Annotated in this window: 18 protein-coding genes; 11 read left to right on the top strand and 7 right to left on the bottom strand. The window is 58.4% G+C overall.

Annotation, left to right across the window (positions count from 1 at the left end; all coding sequences use genetic code 11):
- Positions 1-10: 10 nt before the first annotated feature.
- Complete coding sequence (locus tag ACN28Q_RS13745) at positions 11-1,075, bottom strand: ABC transporter substrate-binding protein (protein WP_095846844.1); 1,065 nt, start codon at positions 1,073-1,075, stop codon at positions 11-13.
- 259 nt (positions 1,076-1,334) lie between these two features.
- Here ACN28Q_RS13745 and ACN28Q_RS13740 point away from each other — a divergent pair, with 259 nt between their 5' ends.
- Positions 1,335-2,057, top strand: a complete 723-nt coding sequence (locus ACN28Q_RS13740) for a UTRA domain-containing protein (RefSeq protein ID WP_095846843.1) — start codon at positions 1,335-1,337, stop codon at positions 2,055-2,057.
- 26 nt (positions 2,058-2,083) lie between these two features.
- Here ACN28Q_RS13740 and metH read toward each other — a convergent pair whose 3' ends face one another.
- The gene (gene metH, locus ACN28Q_RS13735) at positions 2,084-5,764 is read right to left on the bottom strand and encodes a methionine synthase (protein ID WP_095846842.1); all 3,681 of its coding nucleotides are present in this window, start codon (positions 5,762-5,764) and stop codon (positions 2,084-2,086) included.
- Positions 5,765-5,995: 231 nt separating this feature from the next.
- Between metH and iclR the strand changes: the two genes are divergently transcribed.
- From iclR to ACN28Q_RS13710, 5 genes are all read left to right on the top strand, one after another.
- Positions 5,996-6,811, top strand: coding sequence for a glyoxylate bypass operon transcriptional repressor IclR (iclR, locus tag ACN28Q_RS13730; RefSeq protein WP_095846841.1), 816 nt, complete (start codon positions 5,996-5,998; stop codon positions 6,809-6,811).
- A gap of 367 nt (positions 6,812-7,178) precedes the next feature.
- Positions 7,179-7,718 (top strand): gluconokinase, encoded by a 540-nt coding sequence (gene gntK, locus ACN28Q_RS13725; RefSeq protein ID WP_095846840.1) that lies wholly within the window; start codon positions 7,179-7,181, stop codon positions 7,716-7,718.
- Positions 7,715-8,002, top strand: a complete 288-nt coding sequence (locus ACN28Q_RS13720; protein WP_095846839.1) for a hypothetical protein — start codon at positions 7,715-7,717, stop codon at positions 8,000-8,002. The genes gntK and ACN28Q_RS13720 overlap by 4 nt, the downstream gene beginning before the upstream one ends.
- A gap of 81 nt (positions 8,003-8,083) precedes the next feature.
- Entirely contained in the window at positions 8,084-9,898 is a 1,815-nt protein-coding gene (gene edd, locus ACN28Q_RS13715; protein ID WP_095849031.1) for a phosphogluconate dehydratase, read from the top strand.
- A gap of 35 nt (positions 9,899-9,933) precedes the next feature.
- Positions 9,934-10,575, top strand: coding sequence for a bifunctional 4-hydroxy-2-oxoglutarate aldolase/2-dehydro-3-deoxy-phosphogluconate aldolase (locus ACN28Q_RS13710; RefSeq protein ID WP_095846838.1), 642 nt, complete (start codon positions 9,934-9,936; stop codon positions 10,573-10,575).
- 26 nt (positions 10,576-10,601) lie between these two features.
- Here the strand turns inward: ACN28Q_RS13710 and aceK are convergent, their stop codons facing one another.
- The 5 genes from aceK to epmA form a co-directional block, all read right to left on the bottom strand.
- Complete coding sequence (aceK, locus tag ACN28Q_RS13705) at positions 10,602-12,356, bottom strand: bifunctional isocitrate dehydrogenase kinase/phosphatase (RefSeq protein WP_095846837.1); 1,755 nt, start codon at positions 12,354-12,356, stop codon at positions 10,602-10,604.
- Between the two features lie 41 nt (positions 12,357-12,397).
- A complete protein-coding gene (gene aceA, locus ACN28Q_RS13700; RefSeq protein ID WP_095846836.1) occupies positions 12,398-13,705 on the bottom strand; it encodes an isocitrate lyase in 1,308 nt (435 codons plus the stop codon).
- A gap of 90 nt (positions 13,706-13,795) precedes the next feature.
- Complete coding sequence (aceB, locus tag ACN28Q_RS13695; protein ID WP_095846835.1) at positions 13,796-15,394, bottom strand: malate synthase A; 1,599 nt, start codon at positions 15,392-15,394, stop codon at positions 13,796-13,798.
- Between the two features lie 385 nt (positions 15,395-15,779).
- A complete protein-coding gene (metA, locus tag ACN28Q_RS13690; protein ID WP_095846834.1) occupies positions 15,780-16,709 on the bottom strand; it encodes a homoserine O-acetyltransferase MetA in 930 nt (309 codons plus the stop codon).
- 264 nt (positions 16,710-16,973) lie between these two features.
- Positions 16,974-17,951, bottom strand: coding sequence for an elongation factor P--(R)-beta-lysine ligase (gene epmA, locus ACN28Q_RS13685; protein ID WP_095846833.1), 978 nt, complete (start codon positions 17,949-17,951; stop codon positions 16,974-16,976).
- Positions 17,952-18,327: 376 nt separating this feature from the next.
- Between epmA and frdA the strand changes: the two genes are divergently transcribed.
- From frdA to blc, 5 genes are all read left to right on the top strand, one after another.
- Positions 18,328-20,124 (top strand): fumarate reductase (quinol) flavoprotein subunit, encoded by a 1,797-nt coding sequence (gene frdA / locus ACN28Q_RS13680; protein WP_095846832.1) that lies wholly within the window; start codon positions 18,328-18,330, stop codon positions 20,122-20,124.
- A complete protein-coding gene (locus ACN28Q_RS13675; protein WP_095846831.1) occupies positions 20,117-20,851 on the top strand; it encodes a succinate dehydrogenase/fumarate reductase iron-sulfur subunit in 735 nt (244 codons plus the stop codon). Before frdA ends, ACN28Q_RS13675 begins: the two co-directional genes overlap by 8 nt.
- Positions 20,852-20,864: 13 nt before the next feature.
- Positions 20,865-21,257, top strand: coding sequence for a fumarate reductase subunit FrdC (gene frdC / locus ACN28Q_RS13670; protein WP_095846830.1), 393 nt, complete (start codon positions 20,865-20,867; stop codon positions 21,255-21,257).
- Positions 21,258-21,269: 12 nt separating this feature from the next.
- Entirely contained in the window at positions 21,270-21,629 is a 360-nt protein-coding gene (gene frdD / locus ACN28Q_RS13665) for a fumarate reductase subunit FrdD (protein WP_095846829.1), read from the top strand.
- An 87-nt stretch (positions 21,630-21,716) separates the two neighbouring features.
- Positions 21,717-22,256, top strand: a complete 540-nt coding sequence (blc, locus tag ACN28Q_RS13660; protein ID WP_095846828.1) for an outer membrane lipoprotein Blc — start codon at positions 21,717-21,719, stop codon at positions 22,254-22,256.
- Positions 22,257-22,267: the final 11 nt, after the last annotated feature.

Raw genomic sequence — 22,267 nt, 5'->3', positions numbered from 1 at the left:
ACTTTCTAACTCACTGTTGCATAAACATAATGACGTTTTCCTGCCACAGGCGCGGCAGCAGTTTGGCGCTTTTTTCCCAGGCGGCCGGATCGGCGATAGGGTGCGCGTTTTTGTATTGTTCCGCCGGCAGCAGTTTGGCTTTTACGTCATCCGGCAAGGTGAGGTGTTCCGCACGGATCGGGCGGGCGTAGCCCCGCGCCAGGTTGATTTGGCCTGCATCCGAGAAGATATATTCACGCGCCAGCTTGGCGGCGTTTGGGTGCTTGGCGTATTTGTTGATGATGGTGGTATAGCCGGAGGTGATGGTGCCGTCGGAGGGGATCAGCACTTCAAAGCGGGCCGGATCGATCTGGTCGCGGTAGTTCAGGCCGTTGAAATCCCACACTACGCCAACCTGTACTTCGCCCTTTTCCAATGAAGCGATAACCGGGTTGGTCAGGCTCAGACGGCCGGCCTTCGCCAGCTTGCCGAAGAACTCCAGCCCTGGCTTCAGGTTCTTTTCGTCACCGCCCATCGCATAGGTGGCCGCCAGTACGCCGCTCGCCGCCTGTGAAGCGGTGCTCACGTCGCCGATGGTCACATGGTAAGTGCCTTTCAGCAGATCGGCCCAGCTGTGTGGGACATCCTTAACCTGCTGTTTGTTAATGATGAAAGCGATGGTGCCGGTGTAAGCCAGCGCCCAGTGGCCGTCTTTATCCTTCGCCCAGTCAGGGATCTGATCCCAAGTGGTGGGCTTATACGGTTGGGTAACGCCTTTTTGTAACGCAATCGGGCCGAATGCCGCCCCGACGTCGCCAATATCGGCCGTGGCGTTGTTTTTCTCGGCGTCAAACTTGGCAATCTCCTGAGCCGAGCTCATGTCGGTGTCCCGATGCTGCAAGCCGTACTTTTCCTGTAAATCTTTCCAGGTATCTTTCCAGTTGGCCCAGCTGTCCGGCATGCCGACGCTGTTAACAGCGCCTTCCTGTTTGGCGGCCTGTTCAAGCGCGGCCAAATCGGCATCAGCGGCCCAGCTCATCTGGCTGGCCAATAGCATGGCACTGGTTAAAACGGAGGCGTACAAACGTCGTTTCATCACTTATGCTCCAGATGGTAGTGTGTTGTGGGGGCTGGACTAGTCCAGCAAGAACCACGCCAATCTAGCGAATAAATGTGATAAACAGATGTCAGCCAATGAAACGGCGGTTAAACCACCGGCATAACCAAAAAAATTTATGTGACGGGCAAACCAGCCTAGCGGCAACGAGATGTATCACGGCACTAACCGGCCTGGATGACGAGGCGACAACTGCCTTCATGGAGGGCGTTTTGCACTATAATGAGGCGAAAGTTGAATGAGTGAGATACCCACAACGGCGGCGGCCATTTGCCAGGCGCTGCATGCGCGCATTGCGGGCGGGGATTTGCGCGCCGGCGACAAACTGCCGTCGGAGCGCGTACTGAGCGAGCAGTTTTCCACCACCCGCATTACGCTGCAGGAAGCGCTTGGCCAGTTGGAAGCCGAGGGCATCATTTACCGCCAGGTGCGCCGAGGCTGGTTTATTTCGCCGCCGCGGCTGCTGTATAACCCGTTGGAGCGCAGCCACTTCCATGAAATGGCGCAACAGCAGGGGCGCAAGGCGCGCACGGAAACCATTGACGCCACCACGGTGGCGCTGTGCGAACCACTAAGCCAGCGGCTGGAGCTGCCCGACGGCACGCCGGTGTACCGTATCCGCCGCCTGCGCTATATCGACGGCCGGGCGGTGCTGTATTGCGAACATTACCTGAACCCCGCCTATTTCCCCGACATCCTCGGCGCCGATCTCAGCCAATCGCTCACCGGTATGTATGCCGAGCGCTACGGCATTCGTTATGGCCGGGTGCGTTTTGACATGCTGCCGACGCTGCTGCCGCAAGAGGCGGCGGCGCTGCTCAAGGTCACCTACGGCAGCCCGGCGCTGTTTATCACCCGCATCAACCGCGATCAGCACGATCGGGTGATTGACTGCGATCTGGAATACTGGCGCTACGACGCGCTGCATATTGATGTGGAAGCCACAGAGGGGCAGGCTTAGGCCGCGCCGGGCGCGGCTTAAGCAGATTAATCCGCGTCATACCCCAGGTTTGGCGCCAGCCAGCGTTCAACCTCGCTGACGCTCATGCCTTTGCGCGCTGCGTAGTCCACCACCTGATCGCGCTGGATCTGCGCCACGGCGAAGTATTTGCTCTGCGGATGGCTGAAGTACCAGCCGGAAACCGCCGCCCCTGGCCACATGGCGAACGACTCGGTCAGTTTCATACCGGTATTGCGTTCAACGTCCAGCAGTTGCCAGATCGGCGTTTTTTCAGTGTGCTCCGGGCAGGCCGGGTAGCCCGGCGCCGGGCGGATCCCCTGATAGTTTTCGCGAATCAGCTCCTGGTTGCTGAGGTTTTCATCGGCGGCATAGCCCCAGTGCTGTTTGCGCACCTGCTCGTGCAAGTATTCGGCAAACGCCTCCGCCAGTCGATCGGCCAGCGCTTTGAGCATGATTTTGTTGTAGTCATCGTGCTGAGCGTCATACGCCGCCGCCAGTGCGTCTTCCTCCAGCCCGCCGGTAACGGCGAAAGCGCCCAGATAGTCAGCCTTGCCGCTGCTTTGCGGCGCGATAAAATCCGCCAGGCAATAGTTGGGGAAGTCGGTCTTTTCCGTCTGCTGGCGCAGGTGATGGCTGACCACCCACACCTGTTCACGCGTCTCGTCGCGATACACCGCGACGTCGTCGCCCACGCGGTTGGCTGGGAACAGGCCGTATACGCCGCGCGGGTTCAGGCTGCCGCTGGCATCCAGCATATCCAACATATGATTGGCGTCCTGGAACAGACGCGTTGCCTCTTCGCCCACCACGTCATCTTGCAGAATGCGCGGGTATTTACCCGCCAGCGACCAGGTCATGAAGAACGGCGTCCAGTCGATATACTCACGCAGGGTGCCGATGCTCGCCGCCACCGGGAATACGCCCAGTTGCTTCGGCACCGGCGGCGTATAGCTCGCCCAGTCCAGCACCATCGCATTGGCGCGCGCCTGTTCCAGGGTGACCGGCGCGGTGCGTGGCTTTTTGCGCCCGTGCTGAATACGCACGGTTTCATATTCCCGGCGGGTGCGGGCAACGAACTCATCGCGCTGGGTGGGCGATAGCAACGCGGCCACCACCCCGACGGTGCGCGACGCGTTTTGCACATAGGTGGTCGGCCCGCTGTAATTCTGCTCGATCTTCACCGCGGTATGCGCCTTCGAGGTAGTAGCGCCGCCGATCAGCAACGGGATGGTAAACCCCTGCCGCTCCATCTCTTTCGCCACATTGACCATTTCATCCAGCGATGGGGTGATCAGGCCCGACAGGCCGATAATATCCACCTGTTGTTCACGGGCGGTTTTCAGGATCTTGTCGGCCGGCACCATCACGCCCAGATCGATAATCTCGTAGTTGTTGCATTGCAGCACCACGCCGACGATATTCTTGCCGATATCGTGCACATCGCCTTTGACCGTCGCCAGCAGGATCTTGCCGGCGGCGCTGCCCTGCTGTTTACTGGCCTGGATGTACGGCTCCAGATAGGCCACCGCCTGCTTCATAACGCGCGCCGATTTCACCACCTGCGGCAAGAACATCTTGCCCTCGCCGAACAGATCGCCAACCACGTTCATCCCGGCCATCAGCGGGCCTTCGATCACTTCGATTGGCCGCGCGGCCTGTTGGCGCGCCTCTTCGGTATCCGATTCGATAAACTCGGTGATGCCTTTCACCAGCGCGTACTCCAGGCGTTTGGTCACCGGCCAGCCGCGCCATTCGGCCTGCTGGACGTCGGCTTCCCGATCTTTGCTACCGCGGTATTTTTCCGCCAGCTCCAGCAGGCGCTCGGTGCCGTCCGGGCGGCGGTTAAGGATCACATCCTCCACCGCTTCGCGCAGTTCGGCGGCCAGATCGTCATAGATCGCCAATTGGCCGGCATTGACGATGCCCATATCCATGCCGTTGCGAATGGCGTGATACAGGAACACTGCGTGGATCGCCTCGCGCACCGGATCGTTGCCGCGGAATGAAAACGAGACGTTGGACACCCCGCCGGAAATCATTGCGTGCGGCAGTTGGCTTTTGATATCGGCGCAGGCTTCGATAAAGTCGACGGCGTAGTTGTTGTGTTCTTCAATGCCGGTCGCCACGGCAAAAATATTCGGATCGAAGATAATGTCTTCCGGCGGGAAGCCGACCGTTTCCGTCAGCAGTTGATAAGCGCGGCGGCAGATGGAGAATTTACGTTCACGGGTATCCGCCTGGCCCACTTCATCAAACGCCATCACCACCACGGCGGCGCCGTAACGGCGAACCAGCTTCGCATGGTGGATAAAGGCCGCTTCGCCCTCTTTCATCGAGATCGAGTTGACGATGCCCTTGCCCTGAATGCACTTCAGGCCGATTTCGATCACATCCCACTTCGAGGAATCGATCATGATGGGCACGCGCGCAATGTCCGGCTCGCCGGCGATCAGGTTAAGGAAGCGCGCCATCGCCGCTTCCGTGTCGAGCATCCCCTCATCCATGTTGATATCGATGATCTGCGCGCCGCTTTCCACCTGTTGGCGCGCCACTTCCAGCGCCTCGTCGTATTTCTCTTCTTTGATTAGGCGTTTAAAGCGGGCGGAACCGGTGACGTTGGTGCGTTCGCCCACGTTGACAAACAAGGTATTGGCATCAATGTTCAACGGTTCCAGGCCGGATAAGCGGCAGGCCACCGGTATCGCCGGCAGTTTGCGCGGCGGCACCCCGGCCACCGCCTGCGCCATCGCCGCAATATGCGCCGGTGTGGTGCCGCAGCAGCCGCCGATGATGTTCAGGAAACCCGCCTGCGCCCATTCCCCCACTTGCCGCGCCATCTCTGCGGCATCCAGATCGTATTCGCCAAAGGCATTGGGCAGGCCGGCGTTGGGGTGGGCGCTGACGTAACCTTCCGCGATGCGCGCCAGCTCCGCCACGTATGGGCGCAATTCGTCCGGGCCAAGCGCGCAGTTGAGGCCAAAGCTCAGCGGCTGCACATGGCGCAGGGAGTTATAAAATGCTTCGGTGGTCTGGCCGGACAGGGTGCGGCCGGAGGCATCGGTGATGGTGCCGGAAATCATGATCGGCAACGCCACACCCAGAGCTTCGAACTCGCTTTCCACGGCAAAAGCCGCCGCCTTGGCGTTCAGCGTATCGAAGATGGTTTCGATCATGATCAGGTCAACGCCGCCTTCAACCAACGCGCGGGTCGATTCACGGTAGGCGGCCACCAATTGGTCGAATGAAATATTACGAAATGCCGGGTCGTTGACGTCCGGGGAGATCGACGCCGTTCGGTTGGTCGGCCCCAACACCCCGGCCACATAGCGTGGTTTCTCCGGCGTGCGCGCCGTCCATTCATCGGCGCAGGCGCGCGCCAGACAGGCTGCCTGGTAGTTAATCTCGGCGGACAACGCTTCCATATGGTAGTCGGCCATCGCGATCGGGGTGGCGTTGAAGGTGTTGGTTTCGAGAATATCGGCGCCGGCTTCCAGATAGGCGTAATGGATAGCGCTAATGATGTCCGGCTTGGTCAACACCAGCAGATCGTTATTGCCTTTAAGATCGCTGTGCCAATCGGCAAAGCGTGCCCCGCGGTAATCCTGCTCTGCCAGTTTGTAGCTCTGGATCATGGTGCCCATGCCGCCATCCAACACTAAAATACGCTGGGCTAGCTGCTGCCGTAATTGTTCTGCTCGATTCGTCACTGTCGCCTCTTCACACGTGGTGATCCCATTGCCCTGCCTTTGCCGCCGGCAATCCCGGGCGCCCAAGGCAGACAGCCATCCTAGCACAGGTTGTAAGGGTTAAGCGGCGGCCATTAATTGAGAGTTTTTCAGCTTATGCCATGAACAGATCCGATGAGCGGATAAGTGTATTGCAATTCGCACTTAAAAAACGAAAATGGATTCCATAATACGGAAAAAGGAAGCATAGCCATGGCCACTCCCGTTCCCGCCAAACGCGGCAAGAAGCCCGCCGCCAGCACCGCCACCGGGCAGGTTCAGTCCCTGACCCGCGGCCTGAAACTGTTAGAATTCATCGCCGAAGCGCAGGGCAGCGTAGCGCTGACCGATCTGGCCCAGCGCGCCGGGCTGCCCAACTCCACCACCCATCGTCTGCTCAGCACCATGCAGCAGCAGGGTTTTGTGCGCCAGGTGGGCGATCTTGGCCTGTGGACCATCGGCGCGCATGCCTTTGTGGTCGGCAGCAGCTTTCTGCAAAGCCGCAATTTGCTGGCGATGGTGCACCCGATCCTGCGCCGGCTAATGGAAGAATCCGGCGAAACGGTCAACCTGGCGGTGATGGATCAGGCCGAGCACCAGGCGATTATTATCGATCAGGTGCAGTGTACGGCGCTGATGCGCATGTCGGCGCCGATCGGCGGCAAACTGCCGATGCATGCCTCCGGCGCGGGCAAAGCTTTCCTCGCCACCCTGCCGGATGAGCAGGTCACCCAGTTGCTGCATAAAAAAGGCATGCAGACTTACACTCCGCAAACCCTGACGCCGCACAATCTGAAAGCGGGTTTGGCGCAGATCCGTAAACAGGGGTTTTCTTTTGACGATGAAGAACATGCGCTCGGCCTGCGCTGCGTCGCGGCCTGCATTTTCGATGAGCATCGGGAGGCCTTTGCCGCCATTTCCATTTCCGGCCCGGTGTCGCGCATTACCGACGATCGGGTGATTGAGCTGGGCGCTCTGGTGATCCATGCGGCGAAAGAGATCAGCCTGGAATACGGCGGAGTGCGCTAGTTCTTTCCACGCCCCTCGCCCTTCCCCTCACCCCAACCCTCTCCCTCCAGGGAGAGGGAGTAGCCCGAGATGGCATTAAGGCCTGTGCACCTGCAGATGGTGAGCGGTTTCTTATAAACCCAATGGTAAGCACTGTCCGCTCCCTCTCCCCCTGGGAGAGGGCTGGGGTGAGGGAGAAGTTGCATTCCTGTAACGGGCGGTTGGCCGCTTGTTTCACTACCCACAAGAAATATGAGGCCGATCACAATTAGCGCTTGCGGTGAGAAAAGCCGATTGCAAGTGCCGCAAACCTCCGCTAATGTTACTGGTAACATGTTACCGGTAACAATCCAATTAACAACGCCGTCATCAGGCTTGGAGCCCAACCATGAGCAATGAATACAACCGAATTTACGTCATCATGGGCGTTTCCGGCAGTGGGAAATCCGCCGTGGCCGATGCGGTGGCGCGCCGGCTCTCCGCCGCCTTTCTTGACGGGGATTTTCTGCACCCGCGCAGCAACATCATGAAAATGGCGGCGGGCACAGCTCTGACTGATGACGATCGGGCGCCGTGGCTGGATGCCCTGAACGACGCAGCATTCGCCATGCAGCGCACCAACCGCCTATCCATCATCGTGTGTTCGGCCTTGAAAAAGCACTACCGCGATCGCCTGCGCGCCGGCAACGACAACCTGTCTTTTATCTACCTGCACGGTGATTTCCCGCTGATCCAAGCCCGCATGGCGGCACGCAAGGGGCACTTTTTCAAACCACAGATGTTGGTTTCACAGTTCGCCACGCTGGAACAGCCCGGGCCGAATGAAAAAGACGTGGCGGCCATTGATATCAATCAGCCCCTGGAAGGCGTTATCGCCGCTACCCTACAGCATATCCAACGCGTTATGCCGCAGGAGGCCTGCGCGTGAAAACGGCGGCGTTTTCCGCTGCCGATGATAAAACCTTGCTAAAAAGCGGGGGGCTGGATCAAATTGCAGTGCATTTACTGAACCGGTTTAGCCAAAATAAGGCACACTACACGCAGGGCATCGCCGTGGCGGAAAACGTACTGCGGCGGCGCGCCAATGCCACAGTACCGGTAGCCGCCGTAATGCACCCGAGCAGCAGCGGCATCGCCAACGGCCCCATGCGCCGTTCATACCGCGCATGGCGGTTCCACACGGCAGCAATAATAGCCTTCGCACGGCAATAACAACACGAATCTCCCCGGCTGACAGCCGCCGGGAAGGCACCGCCATTGGCGGCAATGATTATGAAACAATGTGAGGACGGTATGCTTAATTCGACCCTATCCCGTGTCACGCAACGCATCATCGAACGTTCCAAAGCGGCGCGCGCCGCTTATCTGGCACGCATTGAAGCCGCGCGTAGCCAAACCGTACACCGCGCCCAACTGGCCTGCGGCAACCTGGCCCACGGTTTTGCCGCGTGCCAGCCGGACGATAAGGCCGCGCTGAAGAACATGGTGCGCAACGATATTGCCATCGTCACCGCCTACAACGATATGCTCTCCGCCCACCAGCCGTACGAACATTACCCTGAACGGCTGAAACAGGCGCTGCACGCCGTGGGCGCCGTCGGCCAGGTCGCCGGCGGCGTGCCGGCCATGTGCGACGGCGTGACGCAGGGGCAAGACGGTATGGAACTGTCGCTGATGAGCCGCGATGTGATCGCCATGTCCGCCGCCGTCGGGCTTTCCCACAATATGTTTGATGGCGCCCTGTTCCTCGGCATCTGCGATAAGATCGTGCCGGGGCTGGTGATGTCGGCCCTCTCCTTCGGCCATTTGCCCACGGTGTTCGTTCCTGCCGGGCCGATGAGCAGCGGTTTGCCGAACAAGGAAAAGGTGCGGATACGCCAACTGTACGCTGAAGGCAAAGTTGACCGTAGGGCCCTGCTGGAGGCGGAATCCGCCTCGTATCACGGCATCGGCACATGTACGTTCTACGGCACCGCCAACAGTAACCAGATGGTGATGGAAATGATGGGCCTGCACCTGCCCGGCGCCTCGTTTGTTCAACCGGATACCCCGCTGCGCGATGCCCTTACCGACGCCGCCGCACGCCAGGTGACGCGCCTGACCGACCGCAGCGGCAGCTATATGCCGATCGGCCAACTGTTGGATGAAAAAGTGGTGGTCAACGGCATCGTTGCGCTGCTGGCCACCGGCGGCTCCACCAATCTGACGATGCATATGGTGGCGATGGCGCGCGCGGCAGGCATCATCATCAACTGGGATGATTTTTCCGAGCTGTCCGATGCCGTACCCCAGCTGTGCCGTATCTATCCGAACGGCCCGGCCGATATCAACCAGTTCCAGGCCGCCGGCGGCGTGCAGTTGGTGGTGCGCGAATTGTTGAAGCTCGGCCTGTTGCACCAGGAAGTGCATACCGTCGCCGGCTTCGGGCTGGAACGTTACACCCAGGAACCGTGGCTGGAGAACGGCCAACTGGCCTGGCGCGACGGTGCGGAACGCTCGCTGGATGCCAGCGTGATCGCCAGCGCCGAGCAGCCCTTCGCCCACCACGGCGGCACCAAAGTGCTAAGCGGCAACCTCGGCCGCGCAGTCATGAAAACCTCGGCGGTACCGGCAGATAACCAGATTATCGAAGCGCCGGCGGTGGTGTTTGAAAGCCAGCATGACATCGTGCCAGCGTTCGAAGCCGGCCAGTTGAACAAAGACTGTGTGGTTGTGGTGCGCTTCCAGGGGCCGCAGGCCAATGGCATGCCGGAACTGCATAAGCTGATGCCGCCGCTGGGCGTATTGATGGACCGCGGCTTCAAGGTGGCGCTGGTCACCGATGGCCGCCTGTCCGGCGCTTCCGGCAAGGTGCCCTCCGCCATCCATGTGACGCCGGAAGCCTATACCGGCGGCATGCTGGCCAAGGTACAAAACGGCGATCTGATCCGTGTCAACGGCGTTACCGGTGAGCTGGCGCTGCTGGTGCCCGCCGCCGAACTGGCCGAACGCCAGCCTTACCATCCCGATCTAAGCGCAGAGCACATCGGCTGTGGCCGTGAACTGTTCAGCGCTTTGCGCAGCCAGCTTTCCGGCGCCGAGCAGGGCGCAAGTTGCATTCATTTTTAACCCCGCAGCCTGGGGTATAACGGAGAGAAACACCCATGAATAACTGGAAGACCAACCCAGAACAGATTTTGACCGCCGGCCCGGTCATGCCGGTCATCGTGATTAAGCAGTTGGAGCATGCCGTGCCGCTGGCGAAAGCGCTGCTTGCCGGTGGCGTCAAGGTGCTGGAAGTCACGCTGCGCACCCCGTGCGCGCTGGACGCCATCCGCGCCATCGCCCGGGAAGTGCCGGAAGCCATCGTCGGCGCCGGCACGGTGCTGAATGCCCGCCAACTGCAGGAAGTGACCGCAGCCGGCGCGCAGTTCGCCATCAGCCCCGGCCTGACCGAAGATCTGCTGAAAGCCGCCACCGCAGGCAGCATCCCGCTGATCCCGGGCATCAGCACCGTTTCGGAACTGATGCAGGGCCTCGATTTCGGCCTGCGTGAATTCAAGTTCTTCCCGGCGGAAGCCAACGGCGGCGTGAAGGCGCTGCAGGCGATCGGCGGCCCGTTCCCGCAGGTGCGCTTCTGCCCCACCGGCGGGATATCGCCAGGCAACTACCGTGACTACCTGGCGCTGAAAAGCGTGCTGTGCATCGGCGGCTCTTGGCTGGTGCCGGCAGACGCGCTGGAAACCGGCGACTACGCCCGCATCACCGAACTGGCGCGCGCAGCCATTGCCGGCGCGAAAGCGTAAACCTGCCCGGGGCCGCTTGCCGGCCCTTAGGGGGTTCCCTCCGCCACCGCTAAGCACGCATCGGTTCGCTGGCTAAAACGCCGGGCTTTGCGGTAGGCGTAGACATCTTCGACGTATCCCTCACGGATGCGCTGCTGCAGGCCGCGCCAGTAGCTCGCTTCGAATAAATCACCGTGTATTTCCTCAAACACCTGCCGGATACGCCGATCGCCGCACAGGAAATGGCGGAACTCTTCCGGAAACACATCGTTAGGGGAAATGCTGTACCAGGGCTCGCTGGCCAGTTCGTCTTCTGGGTAGCGTGGCGGCGGGATATCGCGAAAGTTAATCTCGGTCATATAACAGATTTCATCGTAGTCATAGAACACCACGCGCCCGTGGCGGGTAACGCCGAAGTTCTTGAACAGCATATCGCCGGGGAAAATATTGGCCGCCGCCAGCTGCTTGATCGCGTTGCCATACTCTTCAATCACCTCGCGCATCTGCGGGTCATTCGCCTGCTCCAGATACAGATTCAGCGGCGTCATACGCCTTTCCATATAGAGGTGCTTGATCATGATGCGCTCCCCCAGGTCCTCCAGCTTTTCCGGCACTTCCCGCCACAGCTCCGCCAGCAGCGCCGGGCTGATGCGCGCCTTATCAATCACAAAATTCTCATATTCCTGGGTATCGGCCATGCGCCCGACCCGATCGTGCTCCTTGACCAGCCGATAGCAGGCCATCACCTGGGCCTGCGTCACCTCTTTCTGCGGCGCAAACTGGTCTTTGATCACTTTGAACACCCGATCGAACGACGGCAGGGTAAACACCAGCATCACCATGCCCTTCACCCCCGGCGCAACGATAAACTGCTCGTCCGACTGCGCCATATAGGTCAGATACTCACGGTAACACTCCGTTTTCCCGTGTTTTTGGCAGCCAATCGCCATATACAGTTCGGCGGTGGTCTTGCCCGGCAGGATTTCCCGCAGCCATTCCACCAGCGCCGCCGGCAGCGGCGCATACACCATGAAATAGGAACGGGCAAAGCCAAAGACAATGCTGGCTTCGGCTTTGCTGGTCAGGCAGGTATCAATAAACAGCGCTCCCGACTCATTATGGTGGATCGGCAGCAGGAAGGGATATACGGCATCCGCCAAGCGCAGCTTGCCCACCAGCCAGGCCGCCTTGTTGCGGTAAAACAGCTCATTGGCGATCTGAAAACGTGCCCCGGCCAGTTGCCGGGCGCTGAACGCCTGCTGCAGCGCCCGGATGATGTAGCCGATATCGCGCGGCAGATCCTCCCAAGGCAAACGCAGCGGCAAATCATTCAGCATCCCCTGCAACATGCCGGCCAGTTCGCCATTGGGGGTGAAATCCCGCGCCAACGGCCGCGGGATTTCACGAAAGCGCTGCGCCGGCTGCGAGCTAAACACAAACAACCTTTCCGGCGTGAGATCGCGGTGTTGGAACAGGCGGCAATACACCGAGTTAAAAAAGCTTTCGGCAATCTCAAAGCGCGGATAGTCCGGCAGCAGTTCCGTGTAGACGGCCTTGACCCGGCGGCTGAACTGGGGATCCAGCACGTCCGGCCCGGAAATGCATTTGAGCTGCTCCACCACCAGGCCGACGTGGTGATCGTACAGGTGGATGCGTTTTCTCATCGCCTGCTGCACTGCCGGCCAATCCGCCCGCTCAAAACGCTGCTGCGCGCCGGCGGTCACCTCCAGAAAGCGGCCGTACTGTGCATCAAAGCCCTGCAGAATCGTTTGTGCAATCAACAATGCCCGTTTTTCCGCCATATCGCCCCCATCCAGACTCACGCGCCTGCCTGCTGTGCCGCCTAGAACTGCTGCTCTTCCGTTGAACCGGTCAGCGCGGTCACCGACGAGGCGCCCCCCTGGATGACGTTGGTCACTTTATCAAAGTACCCGGTGCCTACCTCCTGCTGGTGCGAAACAAAGGTATAGCCCTGCGTGGCGGCGTCGAACTCCGGTTGCTGCACTTTTTCAACGTAGTGACGCATGCCTTCACCCTGCGCATAGGCATGGGCCAGATCGAACATGTTGAACCACATGCTGTGAATACCGGCCAGGGTAATGAACTGGTACTTGTAACCCATGGCGCTCAACGCATCCTGGAAGCGGGCGATGGTCTGGTCATCCAGGTTCTTTTTCCAGTTAAACGATGGCGAACAGTTATAGGCCAGCAGTTTGCCGGGGTACCGGGCATGGATCGCTTCTGCGAAACGTTTAGCCGCCGCCAGATCGGGCACAGAGGTTTCACACCACACCAGATCGGCGTAAGGTGCGTAGGCCAGGCCACGGCTGATGGCTTGCTCAATGCCGGCACGGGTGCGGAAGAACCCCTCCACAGTGCGCTCGCCGGTGACGAATTCGCTGTCGTACGGATCGCTGTCGGAGGTTAACAAATCCGCCGCATCTGCATCGGTACGGGCGATCAGCAGCGTCGGCACGCCCAGCACATCGGCGGCCAGCCGTGCAGCCACCAGTTTCTGTACCGCCTCCTGCGTGGGCACCAGTACCTTGCCGCCCATATGGCCGCACTTCTTCGCCGCCGCCAGTTGGTCTTCAAAATGCACCCCGGCGGCGCCGGCTTCGATCATCGCCTTCATCAGTTCAAACGCGTTCAGCACGCCGCCAAAACCGGCTTCGGCATCGGCGACAATCGGCAGGAAATAATCCACGTAGCCCTTGTTGCCGGGGGTGATATTGTTCGCCCATTGGATCTGATCCGCTCGGCGGAAAGTATTGTTGATGCGCGTGACGACCGCCGGCACCGAATCCACCGGGTATAACGACTGATCCGGATACATGGCCGAAGCGGTGTTGGCATCCGCCGCCACTTGCCAGCCGGAAAGGTAGATCGCTTCAATACCGGCCTTTGCCTGCTGCAGCGCCTGCCCGCCGGTTAACGCCCCCAGGCAATTGACATAGCCCTTGCGTGATTCGCCATGCAGCAGGCGCCATAGCTTGGCCGCACCGTTTTGCGCCAGCGTGCACACCGGGTTGACCGAACCCCGCAGAGAAATCACCTCTTCGGCGCTGTAGGGCCGGGTGATGCCTTCCCAGCGGGCTGATTGCCATTCCTGTTGCAGTTGCTCAATCTGTTGGGTACGAGAGGTCGTCATCATTCTTATCCTTACGTTGTCAGTTGTAGGGGTAACGCACCGGCGTTTACGGCTGTGGCGCACAGATAGCCACCGCGCAGGCCGCCGTTCTTAGGCCAACAGTTCGTAGCCCGGCAAGGTCAGGAAATCGATTAGCTTATCTTGCGTGGTGATGCGTTCCATCAGGCGCGCCGCATCGTCGAAACGCCCGGCGTTAAAGCGCGCCGCACCCACTTCTTCGCGGATCACCAACATTTCTTCCGCCAGCATCCGGCGGAACAGCGCTTTGGTGACCAGTTGGCCATCGCTCAAGCTTTTTTCATGGTGGATCCATTGCCAGATCGAGGTGCGCGAGATCTCCGCCGTCGCCGCATCTTCCATCAGGCCGTAAATCGGCACGCAGCCGTTGCCGGAGATCCAGGCTTCGATGTATTGCACCGCCACGCGAATGTTGGCGCGCATCCCGGCTTCGGTGCGCTCCCCTTCGCAGGGCTCCAGCAGTTGCGCCGCACCGATCGGGGCATCGCTTTCCCGCAACACCTCCAGTTGATTCGGGCGGTCGCCCAGGATGCGGTCAAACACCGCCATAACGGTATCCGCCAGCCCCGGGTGGGCGATCCAGGTGCCATCGTGGCCATTGGTCGCTTCAAGCTCTTTGTCCACTTTCACTTTGTCCAACACCCAGGCGTTTTTTTCAGTGTCCTTGCTGGGAATAAACGCCGCCATGCCGCCCATGGCAAAGGCACCGCGTTGATGGCAGGTTTTGATCAGCAGCCGTGAATAGGCGCTGAGGAACGGTTTATCCATGGTGACCGACTGCCGATCCGGCAGCACACGGTCGCTATGATTTTTCAACGTTTTGATATAGCTGAAGATATAATCCCAACGCCCGCAGTTAAGCCCCACGATATGATCGCGCAGGTGATAGAGAATTTCGTCCATCTGGAATACAGCGGGCAGCGTTTCGATCAGCACCGTGGCCTTGATGGTGCCGCGCGGCAGGCCAAAGCGGTCTTCCGTGAAGCTGAAGACATCGCCCCACCAGGCCGCTTCCTGCCAGGATTGGGTTTTGGGCAGATAGAAGTAAGGGCCGCTGCCTTTCGCCAGCAGTTGGCGATAGTTGTGGAAAAAGTACAGCGCAAAATCAAACAGGCCGCCGGGGATCGCCTCCCCCTGCCAGTGCACGTGCTTCTCCGGCAGATGCAGGCCGCGCACCCGGGCAATCAGCACCGCCGGGTTGGGTTTCAGTTGGTAAATTTTCCCGGCTTCATTGGTGTAGGAAATCGTGCCGTTGACCGCATCGCGCAGGTTGATTTGTCCGTCGATCACTTTGTCCCAACTGGGCGCCAGCGAATCTTCGAAGTCCGCCATAAACACTTTCACGTTGGCGTTCAGCGCGTTGATCACCATCTTGCGCTCCACCGGCCCGGTAATTTCTACCCGGCGATCCTGCAGATCGCTCGGGATACCGCGAATCTTCCAGTCCAATTCACGAATGGAAGCCGTTTCCGAAATAAACCCCGGCAGCGAGCCGCGATCGATGTTCTCCTGCCAGGCCGAACGTGCGGCCAATAATGTATTACGCCGCGGGGTGAATCGCCCCACCAGTTCAGCCAGAAAATCAACGGCATCATCCGTGAGGATCTGCCGCTCCGCGGCGCCAAAAGCCTGGCTAAAGGTTAATTCCGTGCCCACTATCTGTTGCGTCATGGTCTTGCTCCCCTCCATCTAACCGCCCGAATGTTGAACAGCGGGCAGTTGGTTTTCATCAGAAAAAATGACGGTTCACCGCCGATCAAACGCCAACGCATGCTCATTTATTACCCTTTCCGATTTAAGATTAACCAATAAAATAAAAAAATCAAAAACGATTTCCATTTTTATAAAAAATTTTTATTTACCCGTTTACTTTCAATGCATTAATAAAAAAATGCATAAAAAATCGATAGGAAATGATTTCCCATAGGGTGAAAAACCGGCGTTATTCGTTTGTTTATAAAAGGATTTGCGTAGCAAGAAAGGTAATGACGGAGGGAGGAAAAACAGAGGTGGCGCAACGGCGGCCACGATTCAGCCGCCTTAAACATGCAAAAAATTAATCGAGGGTAGGATTCATCTGGCGCAGATCGAACGGCGTAATCTGGTACACGTAATAGTTCAACCAGTTGGAGAACAGCAGGTGGCCATGGCTGCGCCAGGAAGCTTTTGGCGCCAATTCGGGGTTGTCATTGGGGAAGTAATTCAGCGGAACGGTAGGGTTGAGGCCAGCGGCTTTGTCCCGACAATACTCCCCTGCCAACGTCAGCGCGTCATACTCCGGGTGCCCGGTGACAAACGCCATCCGCTTGTCTTTACTGGCGAACAGGTAGGCGCCCGTCTGCTCGGATTCAGCAAAAATATCCAGATCGGTATAGTCGCGGAGCACGTCCGTAGGGAAATCCGCATAGCGCGAATGCGGCGCCAGGAAGGTTTCATCAAAGCCGCGCGTCAGCAGCGCATGCGGTTGCAGCGTGTGGTGCAGATAGACCCCAGACAGCTTCACGTCGCGCGTCAACTTGGGGATACCGTACAGCACGTTCAGCGCCGCCTGTACCGCCCAGCACACAAACAGCGTTGAGGTAACGTGTTCTTTCGCCCAGTCAATCACGCGTTCAATCTGCGGCCAGTAGGCCACATCGCAAAAATCCACCAGCCCCAGCGGCGCCCCGGTGACAATCAGGCCATCGAAATTTTCATGCTGAATATCTTCAAAGTTGCAGTAAAAGTTATTCAGGTGCTCAGCCGGGGTGTTTTTCGGCGCACGGCGGTCAATACGCAGCAGTTGGATATCAATCTGCAGCGGCGAATTGGACAGCAGGCGCAGGAACTGGTTTTCCGTTTCAATCTTCTTTGGCATCAGATTGAGGATCAATACTTTTAGCGGCCGGATCTCCTGTGTCTTTGCCCGCGAGGATGTCATGACGAAGACATTCTCATTGCGCAAAAAATTAACTGCAGGTAACTCGTCAGGCACACGAATCGGCATTGCTTGATCCTCTCACATCCGTTTATACGTTTAGACTTCTAGATGCCCGAAGATAGCGTTTTTCACATTGAATGTCGAGTATTCAACCGGTAGGTGAAAATGTTTCATTACGCGCGCCGCAGGGGATAAGCCATCGGAGTGGCAAGGGGATCATTGAGATAATCATGAGCGGCCAGGCTAAAACGAACCATGCCAGCCCGTTTACCGCGGCTGGCATGGTTCAAGAACTGATGATGGCCCGCACTCGTACGGGCGCGGGGAGCATCAGGCGCGCATCACCGGGAAGGCAATAACCTCCTCCAGGCTTTCGGCGCCCAGCGCCAGCATCACCAGGCGATCGACCCCCAGCGCCACGCCGGAACACTCCGGCATGCCGTGCTTCAGAGCATCCAGTAAATAGTTGTCGATGGGGTGCTCCGGCAGGCCCAGCGCCGCACGCTTACGGTTATCCTGCTCAAAGCGTTTGCGCTGTTCGCTGCTGTCGGTCAGTTCACGGAAGCCGTTCGCCAGCTCGATGCCTTTGAAATACACCTCAAAACGCTCCGCCACTCGGTGATCTTCAGTGCTGATTTCCGCCAGCGAAGCCTGCGTCGCCGGGAAGTGGTAAACAAACGCCGGCTTTTCACGGCCGATATGCGGTTCAACCCCCATCACGAACAGCAGTTGCAACAGCGTATCGCGATCTTCTTCCGTATCGGCGATGTTGCTTAGATCGAGCTTGGCCGCCACTTCCCGCAGTTGGGCCTTATCGGCCGACAGCGGATCCACATCCAGATGGCGCAAAAACGCCTGCTGGTAGGACAGGGTTTCCGCGCTGTCGCAATCCAGCACCTGCTGCAATAAGTCGTCCACCTCATTCATCAGGCGGTACATGTCGTAGTGCGGGCGATACCATTCCAGCATAGTGAATTCCGGGTTGTGATAACGCCCGGCCTCTTCATTACGGAACGAACGCCCCAGTTGGTAGATGGGGCCGCTGCCTGCCGCCAACAGGCGTTTCATGTGATATTCCGGGCTGGTCATCATGTACAACGTCATGCCGGCAGCGGCCCCCGGGCCAACAAAACGCGTCTGGAACGGGAACAGTTGAACGTCGGTCACCGTCGCCTGGCTCATGGTCGGCGTTTCAACTTCCAACACCCCACGATCGGCAAAAAACCGCCGGATCTCCGCCAGAATGGCTGCGCGCTTTAACAAATTGGCGATGGGTGCACTAGGTTGCCAGCTTGCCGTTTCGCTCATGATTATTACTCCGAAATCAAACAGGGGATGCAGTCTACCCGTATCCGGCTGCGCAAACAAACGCTTCACCCTAGCGCAACCTGCCAGGGTAAAAAACCCCGGGCAGAAACCCTTCGCACCGACGATCACAGGGCCAATTCGCCCAGATGCGATGCCACTTTTTTACGTGCAACTGCTCACGCGATAAACAACAAAACAATCGTTCATGTCAAATTTCTATTCACTAACTTTAGGTATAGTTAACCCTATATTTATTGTGAGTTATCTATCCTTAATGTTTAGAGCAGATCGTCGTCCGGTTTTATAGGCCCCAAATTATAAACGTTAAGCATAGATTTCTAATTTGCCGTTTTCACAAGAATACTGGAGGAATGCAGTGCAAACCTTTAATGCCGACCTTGCCATTATTGGCGCCGGGGGTTCTGGTTTACGTGCAGCTATCGCCGCAGCGGAAGCCAATCCCCAATTAAAAATCGCACTGATCTCGAAGGTCTACCCAATGCGCAGCCATACGGTGGCGGCGGAAGGGGGCTCTGCCGCCGTCACGCAGGATCACGATTCGTTCGACTACCACTTTAACGATACCGTCGCCGGTGGCGACTGGCTTTGTGAACAGGACGTCGTCGATCACTTCGTGCACCAATGCCCGCGTGAAATGACCCAGTTGGAACAGTGGGGTTGCCCATGGAGCCGTAAACCCGACGGCTCCGTTAACGTACGCCGTTTCGGCGGCATGAAAATAGAACGTACCTGGTTCGCCGCCGATAAAACCGGCTTCCACATGCTGCATACCCTGTTCCAGACCTCGCTCAAATATCCCCAGATTCAACGTTTCGACGAGCATTTCGTGCTGGATATCCTGATCGATGACGGCCAGGCCCGCGGCCTGGTGGCGCTGAACATGATGGAAGGGACGCAGGTGCAAATCCGCGCCAACGCCGTCATTATGGCCACCGGCGGCGCCGGCAGGGTTTACCGCTACAATACCAATGGCGGCATCGTCACCGGTGACGGGATGGGCATGGCGTTCCGCCACGGCGTTCCCCTGCGCGACATGGAGTTTGTGCAGTACCACCCAACCGGCCTGCCGGGCTCGGGCATCCTGATGACCGAAGGCTGCCGCGGCGAAGGCGGCATCCTGGTCAATAAAGATGGCTACCGCTACCTGCAAGACTACGGGATGGGCCCGGAAACCCCGCTTGGCCAGCCCAAGAACAAATACATGGAACTGGGCCCGCGCGATAAAGTCTCACAGGCGTTCTGGCATGAATGGCGCGCCGGCCGCACCATAGCCACACCACGCGGCGATGTGGTGTATCTGGATCTGCGCCATCTGGGCGAGAAAAAGCTGCGCGAACGGCTGCCGTTTATCTGTGAACTGGCGAAAGCCTATGTCGGCGTCGATCCGATCACCGATCCTATCCCAGTCCGCCCCACCGCCCACTACACCATGGGGGGCATTGAAACCGATCAGCAGTGCGAAACCCGCATCAAAGGGCTGTTTGCCATCGGCGAATGTTCATCCGTGGGCCTGCACGGCGCCAACCGCCTGGGTTCCAACTCACTGGCCGAACTGGTGGTGTTCGGCCGTCTGGCCGGCGAACAGGCGGCGCAACGCGCGCTGGAAGCTAACCCGGCCAATGGCAGCGCGTTGGATGCCCAGAGCCGCGATGTAAACACCCGCCTGGTTAACCTCATGAAGCAGGAAGGCAATGAGAACTGGGCCAAGATTCGCGACGAAATGGGGCTCTCGATGGAAGAAGGCTGCGGCATTTACCGCACGCCGGAACTGATGCAAAAAACCATCGATAAACTGGCCGAGCTGAAAGAACGGTTCAAACGCGTCAAGATTACCGACAACTCCAGCGTCTTCAATACCGACCTGCTGTATACCATCGAATTGGGCTACGGCCTGGATGTGGCGGAATGTATGGCGCACTCAGCCTTCCAACGCAGAGAATCGCGCGGCGCTCACCAGCGCCTGGATGAGGGCTGCACCGAGCGCGATGATGTAAATTTCCTGAAGCATACGCTGGCGTTCCATAGCGCGGACGGCGCGCCGCGCCTTGAATACAGCGATGTGAAGATCACCAAACTGCCTCCGGCCAAACGTGTATATGGTGGTGCTGCCGACGCGCAGGACAAGAAGGATAAGGAGCAGGCAAATGGCTGAGACAAAGACGCTGAACATAGAGATCGTGCGCTACAACCCGGAAAGCGACGCCGCGCCGCACGCCGAAATGTATGCCGTCCCTTATGATGAGCAAACCTCGCTGCTTGATGCGCTGGGCTACATCAAAGATAACCTGGCGCCCGATCTCTCCTACCGCTGGTCATGCCGCATGGCGATCTGTGGCTCCTGCGGCATGATGGTCAACCGGATCCCCAAGCTGGCATGCAAAACCTTTCTGCGCGACTACACCGCCGGTATGCGGGTAGAGGCGCTGGGTAATTTCCCGATCGAGCGCGATCTGGTGGTCGATATGACCCACTTTATCGAAAGCCTGGAAGCGATTAAGCCCTATATCATCGGCAACAATCGCAAACCGGAGGAAGGCCCTAACGTGCAGACCCCGGCGCAGATGGCGAAGTATCACCAGTTTTCCGGCTGCATTAACTGCGGCCTGTGCTACGCCGCCTGCCCACAGTTCGGCCTCAACCCAGAGTTCATCGGCCCGGCCGCCATCACACTGGCCCACCGCTACAACCTGGACAACCGCGATCACGGCCAGAAACAGCGTATGGCGCAAATCAACAGCGATAACGGCGTGTGGAGTTGCACCTTCGTGGGCTTCTGTTCCGAAGTCTGCCCGAAACACGTCGATCCGGCTGCCGCGATCCAGCAAGGCAAAGTGGAAAGCGCCAAAGATTTCATGATCGCCATGCTGAAGCCGCAATAAGGGAGAAATGGCAATGACAACACAACGTAAGCCTTATGTGCGCCCCATGGAGCAGACATGGTGGCAGAAGCTGGGGTTCTACCGCTTTTATATGCTGCGCGAAGGCACATCGGTGCCCGCAGTCTGGTTCAGTATCGTGCTGCTGTATGGCGTTTTTGCGCTCAAAGGCGGCCCGGAAAGCTGGGCCGGTTTTGTCGGCTTCCTGCAAAACCCACTGGTGCTGCTGATTAACTTCATTGCGCTGCTGGCCGCGCTGCTGCACACCAAAACCTGGTTCGAACTGGCACCGAAAGCGGCCAACATCGTCGTGCACGACGAGAAAATGGGGCCTGGGCCTATCATCAAAGCGCTGTGGGCCGTCACGATTGTCGTCAGCGTGATCATCCTGGCCGTGGCCTTACTGTAATCCGGAGGAAACATGATTAATCCAGCACCCAAACGCTCTGATGAGCCGATTTTTTGGGGATTATTCGGCGCCGGCGGTATGTGGAGCGCCATTGTTGCACCGGCCATCGTCTTACTGGTCGGCATACTTCTGCCGCTGAGCCTGTTCCCTGGTGATACGCTGGGCTACGATCGCGTATTGGCGTTTTGCCAGAGCCTGATTGGCCGGCTATTCCTGCTGCTGATGATCATTCTGCCACTGTGGTGCGGCCTGCACCGTATCCACCACGGAATGCACGATCTGAAAATTCACGTGCCCGCGGGCAAATGGGTATTTTACGGTCTGGCGGCGATCCTTAGCGTCATTACCCTGATTGGGGTCATTACCCTGTAAATCTCTTCGGCGGCCAGCGCCCGTTGGCCGCCTTGCCTGATTTTCCGCTACACTGTTTACCTATCATTCGGTAAACAGGAGTTGCCAATGCGTTTCTGGTCAAAGCTTTGCGTGATGTTTTCCAGCCTTCTTTCCGTAGCCTGCAGCAACGTTACCCCACCTAAGGATGTTAAGGTCATCGATAATTTCGACAGCCAACGCTATCTCGGCACCTGGTATGAAGTGGCGCGTTTTAATCACCGCTTTGAACGCGGCCTGGAGCAGGTTACCGCCAACTATAGCCCGCGCGAAGACGGTGGCCTGAAAGTGATTAACCGCGGTTTCAATAGCCAAAAGCAAAAATGGCAGGAAAGCGTAGGCAAAGCCTACTTTATCGGTTCGGAACAGGTGGGTGCGCTGAAGGTGTCTTTCTTCGGCCCGTTTTATGGCGGCTATAACATTATTGAGCTGGACCCAGACTATCGCTATGCGTTGGTATGCGGGCCAAACAGGGATTATTTGTGGATCCTGTCACGCACGCCAACCCTGGATGCCGGGGTGCGCACCAAACTGCTGCAAACAGCACAAAGCTATGGCTTTGATACCTCAAAGCTCATTTGGGTAAAGCAGCACAGCCCCCAGGCCTAGGCCATCATGCG

The sequence above is a fragment of the Gibbsiella quercinecans genome (assembly GCF_002291425.1).
Classification (GTDB): Bacteria; Pseudomonadota; Gammaproteobacteria; order Enterobacterales; family Enterobacteriaceae; genus Gibbsiella; species Gibbsiella quercinecans.
This window is presented reverse-complemented; position numbering and strand designations above follow the sequence as displayed.